Below are 24,512 nucleotides of genomic sequence, written 5' to 3' on the forward strand. Positions count from 1 at the left end.
CTCACGATCACAAACGAATCCGCTTGATATCCCGCTGCGGTGGAGCCCCAAACAGGCGGCTGTACTCACGACTGAACTGCGAGGCACTTTCATAGCCAACCAGCCCTCCTGCACTGCTCGCGTCGACGTTCTGGCTCAACATCAACTGCCGAGCGGCTTGTAGCCGCAATTGCTTCTGGTATTGCAACGGACTCATTCCGGTCACGGAGCGAAAATGCTGGCGAAACGTAGAAGGACTCATGTGGGCTTGTGCCGCCAGATCGTCCATGCGCAACGCCTGGCGAAAATTCAGTTTCAGCCAGGCGACCGTCTTGGCGATGTGCTGGCTGGGTGAACCGGCAGCGATCACATGCAGCAACTGCGGCGCGTGGGCACCGCTCAACAGGCGAGCGACAATCTCTTCCTTGATCAGCGGAGCCACCGTATCGAGCAGTAACGGTTCCTCCAGCAGGTCTATCAAGCGTCGCAGGGCGTGCAGCACCCCGGCATCCAGTGCCTGTACGGTAATCGGTCGAAACGCGTCGTCTCTCATGCGTTGTGACAACTGCATGCGCTCGGCTACCTGCATCACCATCGTGCTGTCGAATCGCAGCATCATGCCCAGGAATGGCTTGGCAACGCTGGCTTGGGAGACATGGGAAATGACCGGCAGATCCACGCAGGTCACCATGGATTGGCCGGGCGCGTAGGTCAGTATCTCGTCCCCGATCATGGCTTGCTTGCGACCTTGCAAGGTCACGCCGATCCCCAGGCCGTAGATGCAATGCATCGGCGCGGTGATTGCTTTGCGCCGATGCAGGCTCAAGCCGGCAATGGCGGTGATCTGGTCGCCATCGCTTGGCACAAGCTGGCTGACCGAACCGGCCAGACGACTGATGTCGCTGACAACCTGGTCGCTTTTGAAATCGCTGTGCACACTTCACTCCTTGAAAACATCGGGCTCACGACTTGTGGTGATGGCGAACACTGTTCGGCATCACCGCAAGTCGTTGATCAATATGGACGCAAGTATGCTGGGTCGGCGATTCTAACCGCTTGCCTGATTGGCGTAATTTCTTGCACGATTCAACGAGCCGTAACCGACACCAACCACCCCAGGCCAGGTATGACAAGATGTTTCAATGAGCCAGGGATGCACAAAGTGATGGCTTGGATCGAAAACTAAAGACCCTGGAAGATGTAGCCGGTTGAACGTTGATCGTCCAACGCGACACCTGCTTGCCGCAGTCGTTGGGCCAGGGCCGGCGTTTCGACCCGCACTTTCCAATCCAGGCCTTTCGGTGCCACGGGGGCGCGGTCGTAACGAATGATCGCTTCAGCCAACTGCTCTCGATCAGGCAAGTACACCGCCAACGCGTTGCCCTTCCAGGCAGCGACGTTCATGCCCATCGCTTCACACAGCGCAATCTTGGCCTGGGCATCGTCCCTGTCCGCCTGGCGGGAGCGTTCGATCTGATCAGCCAGGATCGGATCGACGACGCGGTCGGTAAACAGAACCTCGCCCGCCTCCCAGACCTCAGGAGGACAGACCTTGTCGGCTGGACGCAAGGTAATGAGCGGATTGATTTCCATCGGGTAGATTCGACAGACCAACGGCCGCTCTTCATAGATACCGCAACGCCCATCGTCACCAAGGTTGCGGCACTGCGTCAGCGCATTGCCCGCCAGTACCGCAACGACTCGAATCTGGGCATCGCCACTGGTGACAGCCACGGCCCGTTGAGCGCTGTGGGCGAATTGTCGAGGCTCTGAAGACCAAGTCGTCTCATCGAATGCCTCCAGTACGACCGCCACCTCATGTCCGCGTTGTAACCACTGTCTTGCTTCGTCCAATGTCAGTGGAATCAGCCGCCCCTTGCAGCAGATCCCGCAGCCGTTGCAGGCAAAGCGGATCGTGTCGTTTTCCATATCAAGCACTCATACACATGTTTTCGAACGCCTACAGAAGCCCCCGCCACTCGGATACACGCGTGGCAGGGCCTCAGGGCCGCGAGAGTATGTGGAGCGAAACGCCAATCCGTTTGCCGGATCCGCCGGCATAGTTGCCTGATCCAAGGTGATTCCAGGTCTCAGACAAATCGAAACCCTGCGATTTGGGCCGATGAACATCAGGAGTCGTTATTACCGTAGGATGCAGCTCCCTGGGCTAGCGCAGATGATCAGCATCAATCACAGCCTGGGCGAACGCCTGCGGCGCCTCTTGCGGCAGGTTGTGACCGATGCCGCCCTCGATCAAACGATGCTCGTATTTGCCGGTGAATCGCTTGGCATAGGCCTCGGCCGGTGGGTGCGGCGCACCGTTGGCGTCACCCTCCAGAGTGATGGTTGGCACGTTGATGGACGGAAAGGTCGCGAGTTTCTTCTCCAGCCTGTCGTACTTTGCCTCGCCCTTGACCAGACCCAGGCGCCAGCGATAGTTGAAGATCGAGACGGCGACATGATCGGGGTTCTGCAAAGCGGCGGCGCTGCGGTCATAAGTCGCGTCATCGAAATTCCACTTCGGCGACGCCAGCTTCCAGATCAGCTTGGCGAAGTCGTGGGTGTTCTTTTCATAGCCCAAGCGGCCACGTTCTGTCGCAAAGTAGAACTGGTACCACCACTGCAACTCGGCGGCCGGCGGCAGCGGTGTCTTGCCGGCTTCCTGACTGCCGATCAGGTAGCCACTGACCGCCACCAGGGCTTTCACCCGTTCCGGCCACAGGGCCGCGACGATGTCGGCGGTACGGGCACCCCAGTCGTAGCCGCCGAGCACGGCCTGCTTGATGTTCAGTGCGTCCATGAAGTCGATGAGATCGCTCGCCAGCGCAGAAGGCTGGCCGTTACGCACGGTCTTGGCCGACAGGAAGCGTGTGTCGCCGTAGCCGCGGGCATAGGGGATCAGCACGCGATAGCCCTTCTCGGCCAAAGCCGGAGCGACATCGGCGTAGCTGTGAATGTCATAGGGCCAACCGTGCAGCAGGATGACCACCGGCCCATCGGCAGGACCGACCTCGGCATAGGAAACGTCCAGCAGGCCAGCCTTGACGTGTTTCAACGGGCCGAAAGATGTGTGGCTGCCCAGCGTGATGGTGCCGATGGTGCTGGCCGGTACGTCGGCAGCGCTGGCCTGTGACGAGGCAAGTCCCAAGGTACCCAATTGCATCATGGCGAGTACCAGGATGGAGGGCGCGAGCAGGCGGCGGCGTGGTGCAGAAGTGTGGTGCTTCAGCGTCGTGTCCATGGCGGATCTCCTTGCGAACGGCGGGTGAGCCCGTGAGACGGCTTATGCTGTCTCGATGGGTTCATTTGACGCCGGCGAGGTATCCCGGATGTGTCATCGATGCGCTTAAAAGAAACAGTCCGTATCTGTACGTGCGGTGGATACACAGAGATACATTGACTGATGGGTATCACGTGCCCACAAGGGCTTAACCCACGAGTATCTGCGACGTAGTCATCGCCAAAATCGGAAAACTCACATCCGTAGCATCCTTGCCAACTGATATCATTACGCCTTCACTCATGTAGCCGATATCTAACAAGGATTTTCATGTCCACCGATAAAAACCAGTTTGACGACTGGCTGAAGAAAAATCTCGTTCGTGACCTCGTATTCCGGGCGTTGGTCTGGTTGATCATTTCGGGAATCGCGACCTATTTTGCGATCCATACGCTAAATATTCAGCCGTTGGATTACCTGGACAGAATGGGTAACTCCCTGGGCCGGTTGGTGAACAGCGTGGGCAGTGCGTCGATCTTGCTCTGCGTGCCGGCACTTATGTTCAAGGATCTGGAGGCCAGCATAAAAAATCCCACGCTTAAGGCCTTCATGGGGCGAGGCTTTGCAGGCGTAATCCGCCGACTGGCGGGCGATCTTTCATTGTGGACATTGGGCGCCGTAATAACCTTGTCGTCTTCCTTCCTCATGGTCGCCACGATAGTGGAGGTCAAGCGCTCCGATTACCTTCCGTTGGGGTTGTTCTCGATAACTGCCCTCATGATGATTACCGGGGTGGGAGCTATCAACTTTTTCGTCAGGCGCAGTGCGCCTACACCGTTGACGACACTCACGAACAATCCGATCTTGATTTCCCTCGTCTATGGGCTTGCCACAGCTCTGCTCGTTTTTATCGTGCTGAAGCAACTCCAATTCATATAGTCCCTCATAATCAGGGATGTCTTCGCGCGCTGAACTCACACGCAGCGCGCACATTTAGATGCATCAACGCAAAACATCTGAAATTTTTCATGACGCTTTTCCATCCCATACCTGGATTTATAAGCTTTTCAGACCGCCCCGCCCTTCCTGTGAAACGCCTCCCCCAACAGCGCCAACCGCTGCACCATTGGCGGCAGGCTTTGACTGCTTCGGGTCAGGATGCCAATGTTGTCGGCGTTGCGCTCAGCCACGGTCTGCACGCTTTGCAAGCGCTCATTGATACCCATCGACGCCTTGGATTGTTCCTGGGTGGTGCTGGCGATGAGGTCGTTGAAGTGGTTGATCACGGCAATGTCTTCCACCACGGCGTGCAGCAATTGCGAGGCCAATTGACTGGCGGACACGCAGCGCTCCACCCCGTCGCGGCTGTCTTGCATGGCGACAGCGGCCTGGCGGCTGCCCTGCTGTAGCTTGGCAATGATCTGCTGGATCTCCGTGGTGGATGTCGAGGTCTTTTGGGACAGGGTCCGGACTTCGTCGGCCACCACCGCGAAACCACGGCCCTGCTCGCCGGCCCGAGCGGCCTCGATGGCGGCGTTGAGGGCCAGCAGGTTGGTTTGTTCGGCGATTCCATTGATCACATCGAGCACCTGGCCGATCTGCTGTGCCTGTTCAGCCAGGACTTGCACGGTTTCGTTGGTCAGGTTGATGCGACCGGCCAGCTCGACGATCTCTTCTCGGGTCTGATCAACCGTGCTGCGCCCGCGATTGACCTGCTCGTTGGCCTGGCCGGCGCGCTGCAAGGTCTGGTCGACATGGCCGGCAATGTTCTCCATGGCCTGGACCAGATGGCTGATCGCACTGCTCATCTGTGCCACTTCATCGAGCTGGTGGCGGGCGCCGGTTTCCAGGGTCTGGCCGACCTGGGACAGGTCCTGGCCCAGGTCCGAGAGGTTTCGGGTGTCGCGTACTACGCCGTCCACCAGTTGGGTAACCTGCTGGAGGAAATGATCGAAACGCTCGCTCGAAGAGACCTTGACGCCCTCGCTGTGCTGCCTGCCAGCGTCGTTGCTCAATTGCGCGGCCGCCACCAGAACCTTGTCGAGCACATCCTGGTTTTCCGTGGCGTCGGCCAGGCTCTGGTTCGCCAGGTAAATCAGGATCACACTTTCCACCACCACGTAGAACGCGTGGAGAAAAATCATCGACCAGCCAGCGTGGGTATCCATCACAAACACCGGATAACCCTGGTGTTGGAGCCAGTGAAAACCGAGGTGATGAACCGCAATGGTGGCAGCGGCAACGACAATCGGCAGCCAGTCACGGTAGAACGTCAACACGGCCAGCAGTACGAAGATCCCGAAGTGGAATTCGATCACGCCCCGGGTCTGGTTGATGTGCAATGCCGCCATGACCATCAACGCCACCGCGATAATGCAACGCATGGCCCGAGTGCCCGCCAGGACACGGTAAAGCGCGGTGCTCGCCACGCAGGTAGTCGCCCCGACCAGCAGCGCCTGGGCAAACGTCGAGTGCAGGTATGCCAGGCTCAGGGAATACAACAACGTGAGCCAGAGCAGCCCCAACATGATGCGATCGGCTTTACGGTGGTGATCGTTAAAGCGCACGGGCGATGTCATGGGGTCGTCCTTTTCAAAGACTCGGAGGGTCCGTTACCAATGCCGTTCACGTCTTGGCGGCGTTTCGAGATGGAACTTTAACTGATTACCATTAATTAGTGGCGCTACGCCACCAAGCTTTTCTCATAGGTCTTTGCTTTATGATGTTCGCCATCCCATGACTGACTGATGGAACCCCCATGACTTTCGATTTCGACACGGTATTGGAACGCCACGGCACCGGTAGCACCAAATGGAGCCGCTACCCGGCCGATGTGTTGCCAATGTGGGTCGCCGATATGGACTTCCCTGCCCCGCCGGTGATCATCGACGCACTGCACAAGCGCCTTGAACATCCGATGCTGGGCTACAGCGTGGCCCAGGACAATCTGCGTGCCGCCGTCGTGGCTGACCTGTGGAGCAAGTACGCGTGGCGCGTCGAGCCCCAGCAGATCGTGTTCCTGCCGGGTGTCGAACCGGGTTTCAACATGGCGCTGCATGCCTTGGTAGAACCCCAGCAGAATGTCGTGGTGCAGGTGCCCAACTATCCACCGCTGCGCAACGCCCCGGGTCACTGGCAGTTGAACAAAGTGGAATTGCCATTCAACCCGGTCAACGGTGAATTCCAGACGCCATTGGCCGCGTTGCGCGAAGCGTTGCAAGGCGGCGGCGCCCTGTTGCTGAGCAACCCTCACAACCCGCTGGGCAAGGTGTTTGACCGCGAAGAGCTCAAGGCCGTGGCGGACATTTGTCTGGAGCAGGACGCCTGGATCATCTCCGACGAAATCCATGCCGAGCTGTGTTTCGACGGCCGCGTGCATATTCCCACCGCGTCCCTCAGTGCGGAAATTGCCGAGCGCACCATCACCCTGATGTCCGCCAGCAAGGCCTTCAACATCGCCGGGCTGAAAACCTCGTTCGCCATTATCCAGGACGCCAAGGTGCGCGAACGGGTCAACAGTGCCCGGGCCGGCATGGTCGACAGCGTCAATGCCCTGGGCCTCGAAGCGACCCGTGCGGCCTATAGCGAAGCCGGCCCATGGCTCGAAGCCTTGAAAACGTATCTGCAAGCCAACCGTGATTACCTGGTCGAGGCGGTGCACACTCGCCTGCCGGGCGTCACCATGACCGTGCCCCAGGGCACTTACCTGGCCTGGCTGGATTGCTCCGGGTTGGGGCTGGATGACCCGCATGGATTCTTCCTCAAAGAAGCCAAGGTCGGGCTGAGCGCCGGGCTGGATTTTGGCGATGATGCCGGTCAGTTCGTGCGCTTGAACTTCGGCTGCCCGCGGGCGTTGCTGGAAGAAGGCATCGCGCGGATGGAGCGCAGCCTGAAGGCCAGGGGCTGATCCGCCCTGTGGCGAGGGGATTTATCCCCGCTGGGATGCGAAGCGGCCCTAAAAACAGATCACTCGTTGTATCAGATTAACTTCGTGTGCTGTTTATTGGGGCTGCTTCGCAGCCCAACGGGGATAAATCCCCTCGCCACAATAGTCATCTGCCATGATCGCTTTATTCATGCATATCCGGCGCATGGATAAAGCACAGCTTGTTCCCTTCCGGATCGCGGCAATACGCCCCGAAATAGCCTTCGCAATACTGCGGCCTCGGGCCGGGTGGGCCTTCGTCGAAGCCGCCCATGGCAAGCGCCTGCTCCCACGCGGCGCGAACGGTTTGTGGGGAGTCGGCGGCGAAGCTCACTTGCATGCCATTGCCCCAGGTGGCGGGCAGCCCATTGAAAGGCAGCTGGACGAAAACCTGCGGCCAATGCTTGCCGGGCCGCCGCCAACCCTCCCCCGGTGGGCCCGAGTCGTTTTCGCCCTCGATGCGCTCCAGCCCAAGGCAGCCGAGGACCGCGTCGTAAAAAGCGACCATTTTCGGCAGATCGCGCGCACCGATCTGTATGTGGCTGAACATTGCCTTGCTCCTTATCGAAACCGTACCGACATTGGAGAATACAGCATCGTCCGATGTTCGCCGGTGTCCGCTACTCAACGACGAAACGCCCGTCATCACGCTCATCGACTGGCAAGAAAATCCGACCGAACTCTGCCCGAAACCCCATAGTCCACCCTCCATTGCAACCAGCCTGGAGAATGACAATGGTCGACTACCCTTTCCCGCCTTTCCCGAAACAAAGCCAGCCGGTGCCCGGCAGCCAGCGGAAAATGGAACCCTACCCGGACTGCGGCGAACAGAGCTACACCGGCTCCGGAAGACTGGCGAACAAAATCGCCCTGATCACTGGCGCCGACAGCGGCATCGGTCGAGCCGTGGCCATTGCCTTCGCCCGTGAAGGCGCGGATGTGGCGATTGCCTACCTGGACGAGCATGAAGACGCCAAGGAAACCGCACGCTGGGTCGAGCAGGCCGGGCGTCAATGCCTATTGCTGCCGGGTGACCTGGCCAACAAAGACCAGTGCCGCAAAATCGTCGATGAAACCGTCGCCCGCTTCGGGCGCATCGACGTCCTGGTCAACAATGCCGCCTTTCAAATGACTCATGAAAGCCTCGAGGAAATATCCGACGAAGAATGGGTGCGCACCTTCGATATCAACATCACGGCGATGTTCAGGATCTGCCAGGCCGCTTTGCCACACATGAAGCCCGGCAGCTCGATCATCAACACCAGCTCGGTCAACTCCGACATGCCCAAGCCGACGCTGCTGGCCTATGCCACCACCAAGGGCGCCATTGCCAACTTCACCGGCGGCCTGGCGCAAATGCTCGGCCCCAAAGGCATTCGCGTGAACAGCGTGGCGCCAGGGCCGATCTGGACGCCATTGATCGTGGCGACCATGCCTGAGGAGGAGGTTCAGAATTTCGGTTCTCAAACGCCGCTTGGCCGCCCGGGCCAACCGGTTGAAGTGGCGCCGATCTATGTGCTGCTGGCCTCGGACGAAGCCAGCTACATCTCCGGAGCCCGCTATGGGATTACCGGGGGCAAGCCGATCCTTTGATCGAGCAAACCGAGGCAGATTTTGTGACGAGGGGATAAATCCCCTCGCCACAGTCAACTTCGGGGCTACTCCTTGGCAATCACCGAAATCTTCCCATTGCGCTCGATGATCGCAAACTTGATCTGCTCCAGCGTTTCGATGCCCTGGCTCGAACGTGCGGCCTCCATGATGTCCTCTTCCACTAATCGGGCATGGCGCATGCGGCCCTGGAGTATCCGACCGTTCTCGACAATGATGGTCGGACCGCCGTCGATCAATCGTGAAACCCGTTTGGAACGCTGCTTGAGCAACGACAACCCGACGTCGATGGCAATCAAGGTGACGATCACCATCAGCGCGTTGGTCAACGAAAAATCGTCTCCCAGCAGCGCCTGTTGGGTGGCCTCGCCGATGATCATCAACAATACGAAGTCGAAAGTGGTGAGGTCCGCCAGGGAGCGACGCCCGGCGATCTTGAACAACACCAGCAACGCCATATATATCGCGGCGGCCCGCAGTACCGAATCCATAGGTCACCTAAGGGAAAATGAATTGATCGAAACCGAGCGAGGTGCCACCGGGCATGGAGAGGCGGCCGTGATAAATCCCCAGACCCTGACCGAGCAATGAGAGATACAGGCTGGCCTGCCCTTGGGCATCCGCCTGGACCCAAAGCCGCATGCCTTGACCGGCACTTGCAGAGCGCATAGGCAGAGGTTGCAACGTTTGCACCTCAAAACCTTGCAGCCATGCGCCGCCCAATTCAACTTCCAGCACTGCGTTGGGTTGGCCCTTCATATGAATGATCATCGGATTGCTGGAGCCGTTGCGATGGAACATCTCGTACTCGACACCGAGACTGCCATCGCCGCTTCGTAGATCGCGCGAACTCAAGGGGCCGCGGGAGAACAAGCCAAGTAGCGTCATGATCACCAACGCCACCAGGACATACCAGCCCACCCGTTCGAAACGCCAAACCTTGAGTTGGTAATCCATATCCTCTCGCACTGGATACACGCGGCTGTGAAAGTCCTCTGGTTCAATGTGCCGGGGCATGGTGACTCCTTATTTATCTGCGTTCACCGGCCAAAGCCCGTTGGTGGAAGTGCCGCAGTTGAAGAAGCGCGTGTTCAGCAGCCCATAACTGCACCTGGCCGCGACTGCCAAAGAAGCGTTCCTGGCGACTGAACAGTGCGCGTTGGCCGTTCACATCGAACGCCCAGGCAAAGCACACCGTACCGGCGGGGATACCATCCATGTCGTCCGGCCCGAGAATGCCGGTGGTGGCCACCGCCGCATTGGCGTTAGCGTCGTGCAAGGCGCCGAGGACCATCTCCTCGGCCACTTCGCGGCTGGTGAGATTGAACATCTCGATGGTCCGCGGGCTGACCCCAAGCAGCCGTTGCTTGGCTTCCGGGGAGTACACCACGTAGCCGCTTTCGATCAGCGAACCGCAGCCCGGCACCTCGGCCAGTAACGTGACGATCTGGCCAGCGGTGCAGGATTCGGCTGTGGTCAGCCGCAGTTCATGTTCACGCAGGTACTCACAAATGAAGTGGGCAACGGTCATGGCAAGCAGTCCTTTCAGGGGGCTGATGGGTTGACCCTTGCCGCTGTTATTCATTCCCTTTATCGCGCCGCGGACCGCATACGGCAAATAAATGAAACCGTGCCCCGATCCTGAACCTCAAATCCATAGGAGCCTCATGCAGAGGCCGTCTTGATCAGGAGGTCGTCATGTCTGCACCTTTCGTCAAACTGTTCACCCATCCCGAGTTCGCCTGGGCGGACATCCGCGAACAAGAGCAGGCTCATCCGCGCCATTATCTGGGCCATCTGCTGTTGCTGGCCTTGATTCCTGCGGTGTGCCTGTTCATCGGAACCACCTGGACTGGCTGGAGCCTGGCCGAGAACGAAACAGTACGGCTCAGCAGCGCCAGCGCACTGCAATTGTGCGTGCTGCTGTACCTGACCATCGTCGCTGGCGTAGCCCTCATGGGTTTGTTCATTCGCTGGATGTCACGCACTTTCGACGCGCGTCCAACGATCAACCAGTGCATTGGTTTCGCGGCCTATACCGCCACGCCTTACTTTCTGGCCGGAATCTTCGGGCTCTATCCCAGCCGGTGGCTGGCGGTCGCCGCATTGGGCCTGGCCTCGGCGTATTCGACGTTCTTGCTGTTTGTCGGGCTGCCCAAGTTCATGAGCCTCAAGAAGGAACAAGGCCTGCTGTACTCAGCCAGCGTCTGGGGCGTCGGATTGTTGGTGCTGGTGACCATCCTGGTGGAGATGATCCTGCTGTGGTTCAACGTGTTGCAGCCGGAATACCTGCGTTTTCCGGCGAGTTGAGCGCCGACTTTTGGCGAGGTTCACCTGTCACTGGGCCTACTTCTTGGGCTTTTTCATGCCAATCCGCCGACGCATGTCGGCGGTGATGCTTTGGCGGGTTTTCTTGAGGTCGGCCCAAGGCTCATGACCAACCTCCGCCAGACGCTCATGAACATTGTGCACATTCCACAGATTCGCCCCCTTGAGCTCGGCCACCTCCTCGCGAAAGATCGGCACAGACACCGGTAACCCTTCCCGGGTCCGCGCGGCGTAGGCGCAGATGGTGGTCGCGCCCAAACCATTGCGCAGGTAATCGATGAAGATCCGCCCTACCCGGTTTTTCGGTCCGGACACCGCCGAAAACCGGTCCGGCAACAACTTGGCCATGTGGCTGACAATCGCATGGCTGAAGTCCTTGACCTCGTCCCAACCCAATTTGCGCGTCAATGGCACCACCACATGAATGCCCTTGCCACCGCTGGTCTTGAGGAACGCCTTGAGCCCCAATTCATCGAGCACCGATAGCGTGAGCTGCGTCGCTTCGACCATGCTTTTCCAGGGCAGCGCCGGGTCCGGGTCAAGGTCGAGGACGAAGCGATCGGGCTTGTCCAGGTCAACGGAAGTCGCATTCCAGGTGTGCAGTTCGACCGTGCTCATCTGCACCGCGCCGATCAGCGCCTCGGCGTTGTTGATGATCATCACCGGCTGCACGGTCAGCGCCTTGTCCAGGCTGGTGATGCCGGGAATCGCCAGGCGCTCGGCGTTTTTCTGGAAGAACAGCTCACCAGCGATACCTTCTGGCGCCCTGACCAAGGCCACCGGGCGATCCGCCAGTTCCGGCAGGATGAACTCGGCAATGCTGGCGTAGTATTCGGCCAGTTGCAACTTGGTGGTGCCACTGCTGGCATCAATGATTCGTTCCGGATGGGTGATGCGGACCTTGCCGTCCATGGCCGGTGTCTTGGCTTTTGCCTTGGACCCGCCCGTGCTTTTGCTCGGTGCCACGGCAGGCTCATCCTTGGCGCGGGTTTTCTTCGCTGCGGCGGTTTTTTTCACGGGTTTGGCAAGCTCCTGAGTGATGTCCCTGGCCGGCTTGTCGTTGCGCAAACCATGGAAGACCGCATGGCGCACCGAGCCTTCCTTGGTCATCTCGGCAAAGGCCACCTCGGCCAATAGCGTCGGTTCGAGCCAGTGCACGCCCTTGGCTTCGTAACCGGTGGGCGGGTTCACCACGGCGGCCTTTTTCGTCTCCAGCGACAGCAATTGCTGGTAGATGCTTTTAAGGGTGGTTTCGTTGAACCCGGTGCCGACCTTGCCGGCGTAGCGCAACTGGCCGCTGTCGGCGTCATGCAGGCCCAGCAGCAAGGCTCCGAAGGCGCTGCGCGCGCCTTTGGGGTCGCTGAAACCCACCACCACGAATTCCTGGCGATTCTTGCACTTGAGCTTGATCCAGTCGTTGCTGCGCCTGGACACATAGGCGCTGCCGACGCGCTTGCCGATCAGCCCTTCCATTTGCATCTGGCAGGCGCTGTTGAGCAGCGCCTCAGGGGTTTCCTCGAAGGCATCGGAAAACCGCAACAAGGGGCTTTTGTTGGGCTCCAGCACCGCGGCCAATGCGGCCCGGCGTTCTTGCACCGGTACTTTGCGCAAATCCATGCCGTTGAGGTAAGGCACGTCGAACAGGTAATAGGCGATCTTGCCGCTGCTGCCGACCTCGAAGGCGTTCTGCAAGGCCTGGAAGTCCGGAACGCCCTGGTCGTTGGCAACCACCATTTCACCGTCGAGCCAGGCCGATTCCAACCCCAACGCGATCAAGGCTTCGGCCTGTTTTGGCAGTTTGTGAGTCCAATCATGACCATTGCGGGTGAGCAGCCTGACGTCGCCGCTTTCGATCCGCGCCATGACCCGGTAACCGTCGAACTTGATTTCGTAGAGCCATTCGCCGTCGGGCGCACTTTCCACCAGCGTCGCCAGTTCCGGCTTGAGGGTTTCCGGCAGCGGCCCGGCGACCGCGCCGCTGAGCGTGGTTTTCGAAGAACGTTTCGGCGATTTCGGCTGAGCGGCCTTTTCCGGTTGTTTCACCGCTTTGGTTGCAGCGGCCTTGCCGCGGCGCTTGGGCACGAGGGTGCGATCGCTGAGCACACTGTCCGGCTCGGCCTGGACCACGTCATATTCGCTTTCAGGGCGAGCCGCATGGTCCTGATGCTTGATCAGGAACCACTGTTCCTGTTTACCGGGCATGTGCGTGCGCACCAGGTTCCACAGGCCGCTGAGCTTTTCGCCTTGCAACTCGAACTTGAGCCGGCCTTTTTCATAGGCCTCATGGGGGTCGCCCTGGGGAATCCAGACGCCCCGGTCCCAGACGATGACGTCACCGGCGCCGTAATGGCCTTCGGGGATGCTGCCCTCAAACGTCGCGTAATCCAGCGGATGGTCTTCGACATGCACCGCCAGGCGCTTGGCTTTCGGGTCCAGGGAAGGTCCCTTGGGCACTGCCCAACTCTTGAGCGCGCCGTCCAGCTCCAGGCGGAAGTCATAATGCAAGCGCGAGGCGTCGTGCTTTTGAATGCAGAACTGCAACGCGTGGGCGGTTTTCGCCGATTTTCGTGAACGCTTCGCCGCCGGCTCCGGGGTGGCGGCGAAATCACGCATGCGGTTGTAGTCATCCAGGGTCTTGCTGCTCATGGACCACCTGCCACCTGCTGCAGCGCTGGAGAGGCGGCCGGCATGCCGGCGGTTTCCGCGAGCAGTTGATCAACCACGCGGTTCAAGGCCTGTTCGACAGAATCGCCCAGCAGCAGCCCCTGTTCGAAGACGACGATTTGCCGGTCGGCGCTGGTGCCTTCCTGCACCATGCGCCGTGCCTGCTTGAACACCTCCTGGACGCCCAGCTCGGCCGCGGTCTCCCCGAAGGTCTGCTCCGCCAGGGTCAGCCATTCACCGATCAGCATCGGCTGTTCCTGCCCCTCGACGATAAATTCCGCGAGAATCCCGTGGCGCTTGGCCCGCCAGCGGTTTTGCTTGAGGATCCACTGGGACATCTGGCTGTAGCGAGCGCCCGGCCGAGGTTGTGCCACGGCGTGGGCTACCATCAGGCGAAACAACGAGACGAGGCAAAGGACGTCTTCGACCCGCGGACAAGCATCGCAAATACGCATCTCCAGCGTGGGGTAACGTGAGGACGGTCGTATCACCCACCAGCAATCGCTGGGCTGGTGAATGGAACCAGTGCGCATGAGCATGTCGACGTAGCCGGCGAAGGCCGACTCGTCTTCGAAGTATTCCGGCACGCCCATGCGTGGCCATTCATCGCAGGCCACTTGCCGGTAGCTGCTAAATCCACTGTAGCCACCGTTCCAGAACGGCGATGAAGCGCTCAGGGCCAGGAACATCGGCAACCAGGGCAGGATCTCATTCATGACCCGCACCCGATCCTGCGTGGCCGGGACTTCCACATGGACATGCAAGCCCGACAGCACGCTGCGCCGCGCTACCCGCTGGTAATCATCGAACAGTTGCTGGAAATGCAGCTCGTCGGTGGGTTGCAGCACCTGGGCCGCCCTCGGGTGTGAACCGGCGCTGAGCAGGCCCAGGCCATACGGTGCCAGTCGCTGGTTCAGGCCCGTACGTACCTGGCTCAGGTAGTCGGCGGCCTCGGCCAGGCTGCGAAAGATGGGCGAGGCCATCTCGACCTGGCACTGGAACATTTCATGGGCGAAATGCTTGCCCAATTCGGCCTGGCACGCCGCAACCGCTTGCGCGGGTGGCTCGCCTGGCATGCAACGGGTTTGCAGATCGGTAATGAAATACTCCTCTTCAATGCCGAATTTCATGCGCCTGTTCATCGATAGTCCCTCCGATAACCCCGCCTATACCTGCTCCGATGCGGGTTACAACCAACGCCACCACGGCGATCCTTTCCACGTCCTGATAACCCGGCGTCAGCAATTCCTCACCGAACACGTCCGGGTCCAATTCCTTGTAGGTCCAGCCGAAGTCCGCTGAGTCACGCCACTGGCCCAGGGCCTCCAGGAACGGGTCGCGTCCATCTATCATCGCCACACCGGTGTAGAGCACCAGCGAGCCACCAGGCGTGAGCCGGGGCAAGGCCTGGTCGACGATGCGCAACGACAGCCCGGCACCCAGTACGCCGCCGCCATGGCGATAGGCGCGCTCGGATGGATCGGCCATGTACGGCGGGTTGGCGACGATCAGGTCGAAGTTGCCTGGCACGTCCTGCAGTACGTCGCTGTGGGCGACCTCGACATTGGCCACCTCGGCCAGCGCCGCATTCACGGCGCTCAGGCGCAGGGCTTGCGGATTGATGTCCACCGCCAGCACCTGAGCTTCACGCCGGGCGCGAGCGATCACGATCGCGCCAACGCCGGCGCCACAACCGATATCCACGGCACGATGCACCGCCGTGAAATTCTGTTGCAGATGAGTATGGATCAGTTGGGCGAAGCGGTAGCTGTCAGGGCCGAAAAACACCGCGTCGGTGGCCTGTGTCGGGAACTGCGAATGAGCGAACAACAAACCATCCAGGCTCGACCAGCGCACCCGGCTACGCAGCAAGCCGTCACACTCCTCCAGCACCTGGGCGTCTTGCAATTGCCGCTGTTCATCGGCGCTGATCAGCCCCGGCGCAAACGGCCGTGACCAGCCGAACACGTCCCGCAAAGTCTTGGAACGCTCGTTGCCGGGACGCTGGTTGACCCGTTCGTGGGTCAACGGGGTCGGGGTGATAAAGCGGTAGCCGTCGGCTTGCAGGCGTCGGCCCAGTTGCAGCAGCGCAAGGTCCTGTTCGGACAAGCGTTCTTCTTCATTCATGCAGGGCTCCCTAGCGAAGAGCGGATTTGAGTTCAATGAACCGGCGAGTCGCCAACAGCCCTGCCGGATGGCTATGACACCGGGCGCAGAGCCAGGGCATCAGAATCTGCATCTGCTCATCGGGTGCCCGGCCTTGCAGGGACTGTTGCAGGCTTTGCACATCGGGATCATCAATCGACGTCGCCGGTTCGCAAGCCGCAACCGGACCGCGCCGGGCGCCGGACCCGGTGCTCTCGTCCAGCCAGTCACCAGCAATCCAGTCATGCAGCAGCTGTTTCTCGTAGGGGCTGAACACCCCGAACATGGCCGCCCCTGCCCCGTCGATCAGCGTCCAGAAGCGGCTGTTCTGCGGGTCTTCATGGCGCTTGATCCAGCCTTTGTTCTGCATGGCCGCCAGGAACCCCTCCAACTGGCCCGGCACCGAGAGCCACTGGTTGACGGTTTTGCCTTCGAACTTGCAGTAATCGGAATGCATGTGCTGGCCGAACGGGCGTTTGCGCTCGAGCATGTCCAGCATTTCGCGGTCCAGGTCGAACGAACCGATGATGTCCCGGCTGCCCTGCCCCAGGTCATTGAGGCGATAACCCAACGTGACCCGGTGCCAGAAAGCTTCACGGTCGGCCTCCAATGGCAGTAGTTGCAGCAATGCTTGCACGGCCTTATGGGCGTGGCCGGTGCTGGCGTTGTCGATGGTGACGTGAAGGGTGAAATAGTACGGATCGATGTCCAGTTCGCTCAGCTCATAGGCGCTGATCAACAGATGCAGGGGCAATTGTTCATAGCCCAGGTTGTAGCCGATGACCTCTGGCAGGTATTCGTCGCCGGCATAACCCAGGGCCAATTGCACGGTGCCTTGCAGATACAGGTCGTCGTCGATGTCCGGGGCGTCGGACAGGTCGTATTCGGCGAGCAACTTGCGATAGATCACCACATGGTTTTGCGAGGGATGACCGTCCCCCAACTCTTCCAGGTAGGTGCACAGCAACCCTTCGAACCGATGGTCGTGCCAGTGTTTGAGCACGCCGTACAGCCAGGCGCCGTCGACCCGTTTGGTCGGGGCTACAGCCTGCAGAAAGTACAAGGCATGGGCCTTGCCACTGAAGAACTCCCGTGGACCGCCGCTTTTGCGTCGTTCCAGATAATCAGCGTATTGCCGGGCCACGCCGGCGCTGTGCTGCTCGACCCAGGCCTGCAGCGCCATGGGCTCATCTGGCATTTCCTGGGGGAGCGCCGCAGCATTTGCGATGCATTCCTTCAGGAACGCCTGGGCGACGGCTTGCTTGTCAGCGTCATCGGGGCCCTGGAGCAGTCGCTCATAGCACTGGCGCACGTGCCCGTCGGGGCTGACAGGGTGCATGGTTGCCGGCTGGGATTGAAGGGGTGTCAGCGCAGTCATAAGGGCCTCTTGAGTTCTCGGCGGACGCTGAGTCAGAACGTCTCTTCTCTTGCAGAGCGCCAGGAGCGGCGAAAAATTCCGTTGGATTGAAAGGCAGGCGGATAAACGGAGCTGTGCGGTTTTGGTGGGAACCCTCGCTTCGCTCCGAGCCTCGAATGAGTGACAAGTGCGCCAATACCAGAAAGTAGACACTTTGTGGCGAGGGGATTTAGCGAAACGTCGCACCGCCCCGCTGGGTCGCGATATGGCCCCATGCAACTGGCTCCTCGGTGTTGCAGATTGATCGAGGGCTGCTACGCAGCCCAACGGGGATAAATCCCCTCGCCACACGGTTTGATGTGGGTCGCACATCCCTGCGTTGTGGCTGGCCTATCCGATACCCAAGGAGCAACGATGACGTTCACAGTATGGGTAGCGGTGCTTGGCGCCGTGTTGCTGACCCTGGCCCTGACCTCCTCCTACCTTCGCTGGATGCCGGTCACCACCTCGGCGATGTGCCTGGTGTTGGGCGTCGCCATCGGGCCGATGGGTTTGGGTGTGCTGAAGCTGGACATCAGCGACTCGTCGGTCTGGATGGAGCACCTCACGGAAGTCGCGGTGGTGTTTTCGCTGTTCGTCAGTGGCCTCAAGTTGCGCTTGCCCCTCAAGGACCGAACCTGGCGCGTAGCCTATGGGCTGGCCGGGCCGGTGATGATCCTGTGCATCGCTGGCCTGTGCCTGGCATTGCATTATCTGTTCGGTCTCGGTTGGGGTGTATCGATGCTGATCGGCGCGATGCTGGCGCCCACCGACCCGGTATTGGCGGCGTTGGTGCAGGTCAATGATGCAAGGGATGACGACCGGGTGCGTTTCGGGCTGTCGGGCGAAGCGGGACTGAACGACGGCACGGCGTTTCCCTTTGTGATCCTCGGCCTGTTGATGCTGCACGAGGACGGCAGCGGTTTTCTCGGTGACTGGTTGTTGCGTAACGTTCTCTGGGCCGTGCCGGCCGGGCTGCTGGTCGGTTACTGGATGGGCCGCGGTATTGGCAAGCTGACCTTGTCGATGCGCATCAGGAATGCCGACAGTACGTTGTCACCCAATGATTACCTGGCCCTGGCACTGATTGCCCTCGCTTACGTCGTGGCCGAGTGGATCCAGGGCTACGGCTTTCTTTCCGTGTTCGCCGCGGGCCTGGGGCTGCGTCAGGCCGAGGTCAAATCCACCGATGAAGCGGCACCGCCGGCGGAACACCTGGTGCAACCGGTGGTGGGCCACGAGACCGTCGATCCCCAACAGGCCGTCCTCGGCGATACCGAGTCGCTGGACGATAGTCAATTGGCCGCAGGGGTCATGATGAGCGACATGCTGGCGTTCGGCAGCCTGGTGGAGCGCTCGATGGAAGTGTTCCTGGTGACCTTGCTGGGGGTTGTCATGGCAACCCATTGGGATAGCCGTGCGCTGCTCATCAGCGCCCTGCTGTTCATCGTGATTCGCCCGCTGAGTGTGCTGATCGTGCCCTGGCGGCGATTGCTGGACACGCCGCAACGATTGCTGATCGGCTGGTTTGGCATTCGTGGGATCGGCAGCCTGTTTTATCTGTTCTTCGCCTTGAACCATGAGCTGCAACCAGAAGTGGCGCAACTGTGCATCAATCTCACCCTGTCGGTGGTGGCCTTGAGCATTCTGGTCCATGGCGTCACGACCCAGCCGACCCTGGCCTGGTACGAGCGTCATAAAAAATCGAGCTGAGGCGAGTGGGCCTCAACTACCTGGATCGGTCAGTTGAATAAAGACCGAATACACCCCCAGCAGCACCCAGAACGTGGCGAAGATCCACGGTGTGCGCACCGAGAACAGCAACGATTTACGGTAGCCTTTGTGCGTCGATTCCCGCTCGTTGAACAGTGGCGATTCGTCGTAGGCCATGCCCATCAAGGGTTCGGCGCGCAATAGCTCGCTCTGTTTGAAATGCCAGTGATCGATGATCTCGTAGGCCGCTCGAATACCCGGCCAGGCATTGAGTGAGCTCAAGAATCCCAACAACGCCAGCAATGGCGGCACGATCAACGTGAACAGCTTGCCCCATTCCGGGTTCAGGTTGGCCATGCACGAGGCAAAGGCGATCACCAGGAAGGATTGGGCGGCCAGGTAGGCATCGGTCCGATTGGCCAGGATGCTGGTTTCGTACTGGATCTCCCGGCGATAGAAATCCAGTCGCTCCTTGGGCGAGCCGAACAGTTTGGCGTTGTGTTCCGTCAGTTCTTCATCCGGAGTCTGGCTGGTGAGGATTCTGGGCATCGTGTGGCTGTATCTCAGTGTCGATTCGGACTCATTAGAAGAACCCGGTGCGCGGCAAGTTCAAGCCAATGGACCGCAGGTGTATCGAAGTCCGAGGAAACGCTCTCCCACCGTCAAGGTCTCTAGGGTGTCAGGACAAGAGGAGGGTTATGTGGATTATCTTGGATGGGTGCAATGGCCGGCGATGATCGTCACGGTGCTGGCTGCCTGGTTGATCGGCTCACGCCAACCCCGACGCAGGGTGGCGGGATTCAGTTGTTTTATTGCGAGCAACATTCTATGGGTGGTCTGGGGGGCTGCATACGGATGCGTATGCATTGATCGTGTTGCAGTTTTGCCTGTGTGCGATGAATTTGCGTGGGTTCAGGAAGAACACCGAATAGGCATGATCCCCTTTGTGGGCAGGCATACACCCCCTGTGGCGAGGGGATTTATCCCCGCTGGGCTGCGCAGCAGCCCCCTGGATCGCCTGATACACCGAGGCGTCGGTACGACGGGGGCCGCTTCGCGCCCCAGCGGGGATAAATCCCCTCGCCACAGGGGGGAGCCGCATTCAACCTGGGATCCGTATCTATTTCATCGTCTGCGCAATGATCTGCACCAGGTCAATTTGCTTGAATGGCTTGATCAACCGAGGCAAATTCGCGGCGAAACCTTCCAGGCGTTCGGCATAACCGGTAGCCAGGATGATGGGTAGGTTCGGTTGGCGATCGCGCAACAGTTTCGCCAACTGCGCACCGTCCATCTGCGGCATGGCCATGTCGGTGATCACCATGTCGATATCCGGATTGCGCTCATGCAGTTCCAGTGCCTGGGCGCCCGATGACGCGCAAAGGACCCGATGCCCGAGGTCCTCGATCAGCAAGCGTGTGCTGGTGAGCACCAGGCTGTCATCGTCGACCACCAGCACCCTCAATTCGTCGACGGGTTGCGGCGTTTCCTGGACCGATACTTTGTCCGGTGCCGGGTTGTCAGCCACTGGTAGCCACAACTGCGCGGTAGTCCCGACACCTTTCTGGCTCCTGAGAATCAGGCGGCCTCCCAACTGTTCCGCCAGGCCATGCACCATGGATAACCCCAGGCCGGTCCCCTTGCCGACCCCTTTGGTGGTGAAGAACGGGTCCACGGCCGAGGCCAGCGTGGCCTCATCCATGCCCTCGCCCTCATCGGTCATCGTCAGGCAAATGTAGCGCCCCGGCGCCATTGGCTGGTCCGGGGCCGCATCAGAGCCCTGCCGCTCTTCGGCTGTAATCGTGATCTGGCCGCCATGGGGCATGGCGTCCCGGGCATTGGTCGCCAGGTTGAGAATCGCCAGCTCCAGTTGGTTGACATCGGCCAGCACCGGCGACAGCGCCTCGGCAAAACAGGTCCGGAGGTGTATCGACGGGCCCAGGGAGCTTTGCAGCAGGCCGCTGATGCCCTGCACCAAGGCCGACAGCTCGACCGATTCGTAGGTCAATTTCTGCCGGCGGGCAAATGCCAGCATCCGCTGGGTCAGGGAAACACCGCGCAGCGCGCCCTGGGTCGCGTTGTCCAGCAATTGAGCGAGTTTCGGATCGCCAGGCATGCGCTTGCGCACGATTTCCAGGTTGCCGAGGATGACCGTCAACAGGTTATTGAAATCATGGGCGATGCCGCCACTGAGCTGCCCGATGGCTTGCAGTTTCTGCGATTGGAACAGCGCCTCGCGGGCCTGCTCGAGGGCTTCCTGGGCCTTGGTGGCGTCGGTGATGTCGCGGGTGATCTTGGCGAATCCCAACAGTGTGCCGGTGTCGCTGCGAATCGCATCGATGACCACGTGGGCCATGAAGCGTGTGCCATCCTTGCGCATGCGCCAGCCCTTTTTCTCGAAACGCCCTTCGCTGGCGGCGATGCTCAGCGCGCGCTGTGGTTCACCGGCTTCACGATCCTCCGGGGTATAGAACATCGAGAAATGCTGGCCGATGGCTTCGATCGGCAGATACCCCTTGATCCGCTGCGCCCCCTGGTTCCAGTTGGTGACCTGGCCCTGCGGGTCGAGCATGTAGATGGCGTAATCGGTGACGCTTTGCACCAGCAGGCGGAACTGCTGCTCGCTTTGCTTGAGGGTTTCCTCGGCCATCTTGCGATCGGTCAGGTCACGGGTGATCTTGGCGAAGCCGAGCAAGGTGCCGCTCTGGCTGTCGATGATCGGATCGATCACCACATGGGACCAGAACAACGTGCCGTCCTTGCGCACCCGCCAGCCCTCGCCTTCGAAGCGCCCCTCATGCACGGCCGTGTCCAGCGCCCGTTGCGGCAGGCCGGCGGCGCGGTCCTGGTCGGTGTAGAAACGGGAGAAGTGCTGGCCCAGGATTTCGGATTCCTCGTAACCCTTGAATCGCCTGGCGCCGGAGTTCCAGCTGGTGATGATGCCCGAGGGGTCGGTCATGTAGATGGCGTAGTCGACCACAGCGTCGATGAGCAGGCGAAAGCGCTGCTCTTCGTTCATGAGTGAGGTCTTGGAGTCTTTCTCAAGCATCTGGCCGAGGCGTCCATGTGGATTTTTTGCGGAGTATGGAGCAAGTCGGGCGCCAGGAAAAATCGTCAAACCTGGTTCCCACCGGGAGATTTGTGCACCTCTTGAGTAACTGACCACCAACGCGGCAACAAGTGCTGCACCCTCGCCTCGCCAAACCGATCATCTATCAGCAGCACCACCCCGCGATCCTGCTGGGTACGGATGACGCGGCCAGCCGCCTGTACGACTTTTTGCAGGCCGGGGTACAGGTAGGTGTAGTCGTAGCCGTCGCCGAAGATCGCCGCCATGCGTTGTTTCATCTGCTCATTGACCGGGTTGAACTGCGCGAGCCCCAAGGTGGCGATGAAGGCGCCGATCAGGCGTGAGCCCGGCAAATCGATGCCCTCGCCGAACGCGCCGCCCAACACGGCAAAACCGATACCTTGGCTGTGCTCCATGAAGCGCTCGATAAACGCCTGCCGAGGGGCTTCGCCCATGCCCCGCGATTGCGTCCAGAGTTCAATCTGTGGGTACCGTTCGGCAAACAGCCCGGCCACTTGCTGCAAGTAATCGAAGCTGCTGAAAAAGGCCAGGTAGTTGCCTGGCCGCTCGCGGAACTGGCGAGCCATCAACTCGACAATCGGCTCCAGGGACGCCTGGCGGTGAGCAAAACGGGTGGAGATGCGGCTGACAACCTGCACGTCCAGCTGTTCGGCCTTGAATGGTGATTCGACATCGATCCATACCGTGTCGCCCGGCGTCCCCAACAAGTCCGCATAGTAGTGTCGAGGGCTCAGGGTCGCGGAAAACAGCACCGTGCTACGGGCGGCCGTCAGCCTGGGGGCCAGGAATGCAGCCGGCACCACATTGCGCAGGCACAGAGTGGACAGGCTGCGCTGGCGACCGAGTTCGCGCTTGTGGATGTCGAACACAAAGTGCTCGTCGAAGGATTCCGCCACTCGGCCAAACTGCAAGGCATCGAAGTAAAACGCCTGTAAACCGCTGTCCAGGCCCTGGGGATGATCATTGAGGTAATCGCCGATGGCCGTGGTACAGCTAGCCAGGGCCTGGAGCAGTTTTTCCGGCAGCTTTTCATAGGCCTGATAGGCCGCCATCTGGGGCGTGTGCAAGGCGTTCCACTGGCGATTGACCCGCTCCAGGGATTTCTTCAGTGGTTCAGGGGCGGTTTTTCGCACGCTGGTTAGCGCGGCCTGGTCGAGGGTCGCGCTGTACATCTGTCGTCCGCGCTCCACCAGGTTGTGGGCTTCATCCACCAGGGTCGCGACGGTCCAGCCATTGGCCTGGGCCAGGCCGAAGAGCAAGGCGTTGAAATCGAAGTAATAGTTGTAGTCGGCTACCACCACATCGGCCCAACGGGCCATTTCCTGGCTTAGGTAATACGGGCAGACCTCATGGGCCAGCGCAATTTCGCGCAACGCCGCCTGGTCGAGCAACGTGACCTGGCTCGCTGCCGCCCGGGCGCCCGGCAAGCGGTCGTAGAAACCGCGGGCCAGCGGGCAGGATTCGCCATGGCAGGCCTTGTCCGGGTGTTCGCAGGCCTTGTCCCGGGCGATCATTTCCAGCACCCGTAACGGCATTGACGGTGCGCTGTGAGTAAGCACTCGTGCCGCATCCAGGGCCAGCTTGCGCCCTGGGGTCTTCGCCGTTAGGAAGTACACCTTGTCCAGTCGCTGCGGCGCCAGGGCCTTGAGCAACGGAAACAAGGTGCCGATGGTCTTGCCAATGCCAGTGGGTGCCTGGGCCATCAGGCAGCGACCGGTGCTGACCGCCTTGAACACCGACTCGGCCAAGTGCCGTTGCCCGGGCCTGAAACCGGCATGCGGAAACACCAGCGACTGCGCGCCAAGGTTGCGTGCCTGTCGATGGGCCATTTCCTGTTCGGCCCAGGCCAGGAACAACGCGCATTGCGCTTCGAAAAAGGCTTGCAGCTCCGTCGCCTCGAAGGGTTGCGTGATGCAGGTTTCCTTTTCGCTGACGATGTCGAAGTACACCAGCGCCACGTCGATGTGCGACAACTGCAGCTTCTGGCACATCAGCCAGCCATAGATTTTCGCCTGTGCCCAATGCAGCTGGCGATGATTGGCGGGCTGCTTGGCCAGGTCGCCCCGGTAGGTCTTCACTTCTTCAAGGCACTGGCGATCCGGGTCATAGCCGTCGGCCCGGCCTTTGACTTTCAGTGCCTGGTAGTGACCTTCGAGGGCCACCTCAGACTGATAGCCTTCGCTGCGCCGCGAGGCCACGGTGCGATGGCCGGCGATACCTTCCAAGGCCGTGGGCGACGGTGTGAAGCGCAGGTCGAGGTCACCCACCTTGGCAGTGAACTCACAAAGCGCCCGCACGGCGATGCTGTAGCCTGGCAGCAGATTCATGTGTGCCCATCGCGAGCAAGCTCGCTTGTATGTTTAGACTTGAAGGGGTGGGCGGGACTAAAAGCTCGATTCCGACTCTAGCCAGTACGGACCGTGGGAGACTTCTCGTTCCG

The 24,512-nt window shown here is 60.3% G+C and carries 20 protein-coding genes and 1 pseudogene; 6 read left to right on the forward strand and 15 right to left on the reverse strand.

The genetic code is table 11. From position 1 onward, the window contains the following. Positions 1–7: 7 nt before the first annotated feature. The 3 genes from GN234_RS03385 to GN234_RS03395 form a co-directional block, all read right to left on the reverse strand. Positions 8–916 carry an AraC family transcriptional regulator gene (locus tag GN234_RS03385; protein ID WP_116832424.1) on the reverse strand — a complete coding sequence of 303 codons (909 nt, stop codon included), beginning with the start codon at positions 914–916 and terminating at the stop codon, positions 8–10. Between the two features lie 245 nt (positions 917–1,161). Further along, positions 1,162–1,908 carry a YkgJ family cysteine cluster protein gene (locus GN234_RS03390; protein ID WP_176687879.1) on the reverse strand — a complete coding sequence of 249 codons (747 nt, stop codon included), beginning with the start codon at positions 1,906–1,908 and terminating at the stop codon, positions 1,162–1,164. Positions 1,909–2,146: 238 nt separating this feature from the next. Next, entirely contained in the window at positions 2,147–3,220 is a 1,074-nt protein-coding gene (locus tag GN234_RS03395) for an alpha/beta fold hydrolase (protein ID WP_176687880.1), read from the reverse strand. A 309-nt stretch (positions 3,221–3,529) separates the two neighbouring features. Between GN234_RS03395 and GN234_RS03400 the strand changes: the two genes are divergently transcribed. Then, on the forward strand, positions 3,530–4,138 hold the full coding sequence (locus GN234_RS03400; protein ID WP_176687881.1) for a hypothetical protein: 609 nt from the start codon (positions 3,530–3,532) through the stop codon (positions 4,136–4,138). A gap of 128 nt (positions 4,139–4,266) precedes the next feature. On the opposite strand, the gene GN234_RS03405 is transcribed toward GN234_RS03400, so the two are convergent. Further along, on the reverse strand, positions 4,267–5,778 hold the full coding sequence (locus tag GN234_RS03405) for a methyl-accepting chemotaxis protein (protein ID WP_176687882.1): 1,512 nt from the start codon (positions 5,776–5,778) through the stop codon (positions 4,267–4,269). Positions 5,779–5,957: 179 nt separating this feature from the next. On the opposite strand from GN234_RS03405, the gene GN234_RS03410 reads away from it, so the two are divergent. Then, a complete protein-coding gene (locus tag GN234_RS03410) occupies positions 5,958–7,106 on the forward strand; it encodes a MalY/PatB family protein (RefSeq protein WP_109754069.1) in 1,149 nt (382 codons plus the stop codon). Positions 7,107–7,269: 163 nt separating this feature from the next. Here the strand turns inward: GN234_RS03410 and GN234_RS03415 are convergent, their stop codons facing one another. Further along, entirely contained in the window at positions 7,270–7,674 is a 405-nt protein-coding gene (locus tag GN234_RS03415) for a VOC family protein (protein WP_176687883.1), read from the reverse strand. A 185-nt stretch (positions 7,675–7,859) separates the two neighbouring features. On the opposite strand from GN234_RS03415, the gene GN234_RS03420 reads away from it, so the two are divergent. Next, positions 7,860–8,717 carry an SDR family oxidoreductase gene (locus GN234_RS03420; protein WP_176687884.1) on the forward strand — a complete coding sequence of 286 codons (858 nt, stop codon included), beginning with the start codon at positions 7,860–7,862 and terminating at the stop codon, positions 8,715–8,717. Between the two features lie 65 nt (positions 8,718–8,782). On the opposite strand, the gene GN234_RS03425 is transcribed toward GN234_RS03420, so the two are convergent. From GN234_RS03425 to GN234_RS03435, 3 genes are read right to left on the reverse strand one after another with little or no spacing between them, the layout of a single operon-like run. Further along, positions 8,783–9,226: a DUF421 domain-containing protein gene (locus GN234_RS03425; protein ID WP_109754066.1), complete on the reverse strand. Its 444-nt coding sequence runs from the start codon at positions 9,224–9,226 to the stop codon at positions 8,783–8,785. A gap of 7 nt (positions 9,227–9,233) precedes the next feature. Next, on the reverse strand, positions 9,234–9,752 hold the full coding sequence (locus tag GN234_RS03430; protein ID WP_109754065.1) for a hypothetical protein: 519 nt from the start codon (positions 9,750–9,752) through the stop codon (positions 9,234–9,236). A 13-nt stretch (positions 9,753–9,765) separates the two neighbouring features. Continuing rightward, a complete protein-coding gene (locus GN234_RS03435) occupies positions 9,766–10,266 on the reverse strand; it encodes a CinA family protein (protein WP_116834224.1) in 501 nt (166 codons plus the stop codon). A 167-nt stretch (positions 10,267–10,433) separates the two neighbouring features. On the opposite strand from GN234_RS03435, the gene GN234_RS03440 reads away from it, so the two are divergent. Further along, positions 10,434–11,045: a Yip1 family protein gene (locus GN234_RS03440; protein ID WP_109754064.1), complete on the forward strand. Its 612-nt coding sequence runs from the start codon at positions 10,434–10,436 to the stop codon at positions 11,043–11,045. Between the two features lie 36 nt (positions 11,046–11,081). On the opposite strand, the gene ligD is transcribed toward GN234_RS03440, so the two are convergent. From ligD to GN234_RS03460, 4 genes are read right to left on the reverse strand one after another with little or no spacing between them, the layout of a single operon-like run. After that, complete coding sequence (ligD, locus tag GN234_RS03445) at positions 11,082–13,709, reverse strand: DNA ligase D (RefSeq protein ID WP_176687885.1); 2,628 nt, start codon at positions 13,707–13,709, stop codon at positions 11,082–11,084. Continuing rightward, complete coding sequence (locus GN234_RS03450) at positions 13,706–14,869, reverse strand: carboxylate-amine ligase (protein ID WP_109754062.1); 1,164 nt, start codon at positions 14,867–14,869, stop codon at positions 13,706–13,708. Before GN234_RS03450 ends, ligD begins: the two co-directional genes overlap by 4 nt. Further along, positions 14,841–15,854, reverse strand: coding sequence for a methyltransferase (locus tag GN234_RS03455; RefSeq protein WP_176687886.1), 1,014 nt, complete (start codon positions 15,852–15,854; stop codon positions 14,841–14,843). Before GN234_RS03455 ends, GN234_RS03450 begins: the two co-directional genes overlap by 29 nt. 10 nt (positions 15,855–15,864) lie before the next feature. Beyond that, the gene (locus GN234_RS03460; protein ID WP_176687887.1) at positions 15,865–17,250 is read right to left on the reverse strand and encodes an iron-containing redox enzyme family protein; all 1,386 of its coding nucleotides are present in this window, start codon (positions 17,248–17,250) and stop codon (positions 15,865–15,867) included. 393 nt (positions 17,251–17,643) lie between these two features. On the opposite strand from GN234_RS03460, the gene GN234_RS03465 reads away from it, so the two are divergent. After that, positions 17,644–18,981 (forward strand): cation:proton antiporter, encoded by a 1,338-nt coding sequence (locus tag GN234_RS03465; RefSeq protein WP_116832412.1) that lies wholly within the window; start codon positions 17,644–17,646, stop codon positions 18,979–18,981. Positions 18,982–18,993: 12 nt separating this feature from the next. Here GN234_RS03465 and GN234_RS03470 read toward each other — a convergent pair whose 3' ends face one another. Further along, positions 18,994–19,530, reverse strand: a complete 537-nt coding sequence (locus GN234_RS03470; RefSeq protein WP_109754058.1) for a hypothetical protein — start codon at positions 19,528–19,530, stop codon at positions 18,994–18,996. Between the two features lie 151 nt (positions 19,531–19,681). Here GN234_RS03470 and GN234_RS29960 point away from each other — a divergent pair. After that, positions 19,682–19,913: pseudogene (locus GN234_RS29960) on the forward strand (hypothetical protein). 188 nt (positions 19,914–20,101) lie between these two features. On the opposite strand, the gene GN234_RS03475 reads toward GN234_RS29960, so the two are convergent. Both GN234_RS03475 and GN234_RS03480 read right to left on the reverse strand, forming a co-directional pair. After that, complete coding sequence (locus GN234_RS03475) at positions 20,102–22,030, reverse strand: hybrid sensor histidine kinase/response regulator (RefSeq protein ID WP_176687888.1); 1,929 nt, start codon at positions 22,028–22,030, stop codon at positions 20,102–20,104. A gap of 65 nt (positions 22,031–22,095) precedes the next feature. Continuing rightward, complete coding sequence (locus GN234_RS03480) at positions 22,096–24,399, reverse strand: ATP-dependent DNA helicase (RefSeq protein ID WP_176687889.1); 2,304 nt, start codon at positions 24,397–24,399, stop codon at positions 22,096–22,098. Between the last annotated feature and the right edge of the window lie 113 nt (positions 24,400–24,512).

Source organism: Pseudomonas bijieensis (assembly GCF_013347965.1).
In the GTDB taxonomy this organism is placed as follows: domain Bacteria; phylum Pseudomonadota; class Gammaproteobacteria; order Pseudomonadales; family Pseudomonadaceae; genus Aquipseudomonas; species Aquipseudomonas bijieensis.

Coding starts and splice junctions, on each gene's coding strand:
- GN234_RS03390 (WP_176687879.1), bottom strand. CDS start 1,908: ATGGAAAACGACACGATCCGCTTTGCCTGCAACGGCTGCGGGATCTGC.
- GN234_RS03395 (WP_176687880.1), bottom strand. CDS start 3,220: ATGGACACGACGCTGAAGCACCACACTTCTGCACCACGCCGCCGCCTG.
- GN234_RS03400 (WP_176687881.1), top strand. CDS start 3,530: ATGTCCACCGATAAAAACCAGTTTGACGACTGGCTGAAGAAAAATCTC.
- GN234_RS03405 (WP_176687882.1), bottom strand. CDS start 5,778: ATGACATCGCCCGTGCGCTTTAACGATCACCACCGTAAAGCCGATCGC.
- GN234_RS03410 (WP_109754069.1), top strand. CDS start 5,958: ATGACTTTCGATTTCGACACGGTATTGGAACGCCACGGCACCGGTAGC.
- GN234_RS03415 (WP_176687883.1), bottom strand. CDS start 7,674: ATGTTCAGCCACATACAGATCGGTGCGCGCGATCTGCCGAAAATGGTC.
- GN234_RS03420 (WP_176687884.1), top strand. CDS start 7,860: ATGGTCGACTACCCTTTCCCGCCTTTCCCGAAACAAAGCCAGCCGGTG.
- GN234_RS03425 (WP_109754066.1), bottom strand. CDS start 9,226: ATGGATTCGGTACTGCGGGCCGCCGCGATATATATGGCGTTGCTGGTG.
- GN234_RS03430 (WP_109754065.1), bottom strand. CDS start 9,752: ATGCCCCGGCACATTGAACCAGAGGACTTTCACAGCCGCGTGTATCCA.
- GN234_RS03435 (WP_116834224.1), bottom strand. CDS start 10,266: ATGACCGTTGCCCACTTCATTTGTGAGTACCTGCGTGAACATGAACTG.
- GN234_RS03440 (WP_109754064.1), top strand. CDS start 10,434: ATGTCTGCACCTTTCGTCAAACTGTTCACCCATCCCGAGTTCGCCTGG.
- ligD (WP_176687885.1), bottom strand. CDS start 13,709: ATGAGCAGCAAGACCCTGGATGACTACAACCGCATGCGTGATTTCGCC.
- GN234_RS03450 (WP_109754062.1), bottom strand. CDS start 14,869: ATGAACAGGCGCATGAAATTCGGCATTGAAGAGGAGTATTTCATTACC.
- GN234_RS03455 (WP_176687886.1), bottom strand. CDS start 15,854: ATGAATGAAGAAGAACGCTTGTCCGAACAGGACCTTGCGCTGCTGCAA.
- GN234_RS03460 (WP_176687887.1), bottom strand. CDS start 17,250: ATGACTGCGCTGACACCCCTTCAATCCCAGCCGGCAACCATGCACCCT.
- GN234_RS03465 (WP_116832412.1), top strand. CDS start 17,644: ATGACGTTCACAGTATGGGTAGCGGTGCTTGGCGCCGTGTTGCTGACC.
- GN234_RS03470 (WP_109754058.1), bottom strand. CDS start 19,530: ATGCCCAGAATCCTCACCAGCCAGACTCCGGATGAAGAACTGACGGAA.
- GN234_RS03475 (WP_176687888.1), bottom strand. CDS start 22,030: ATGCTTGAGAAAGACTCCAAGACCTCACTCATGAACGAAGAGCAGCGC.
- GN234_RS03480 (WP_176687889.1), bottom strand. CDS start 24,399: ATGAATCTGCTGCCAGGCTACAGCATCGCCGTGCGGGCGCTTTGTGAG.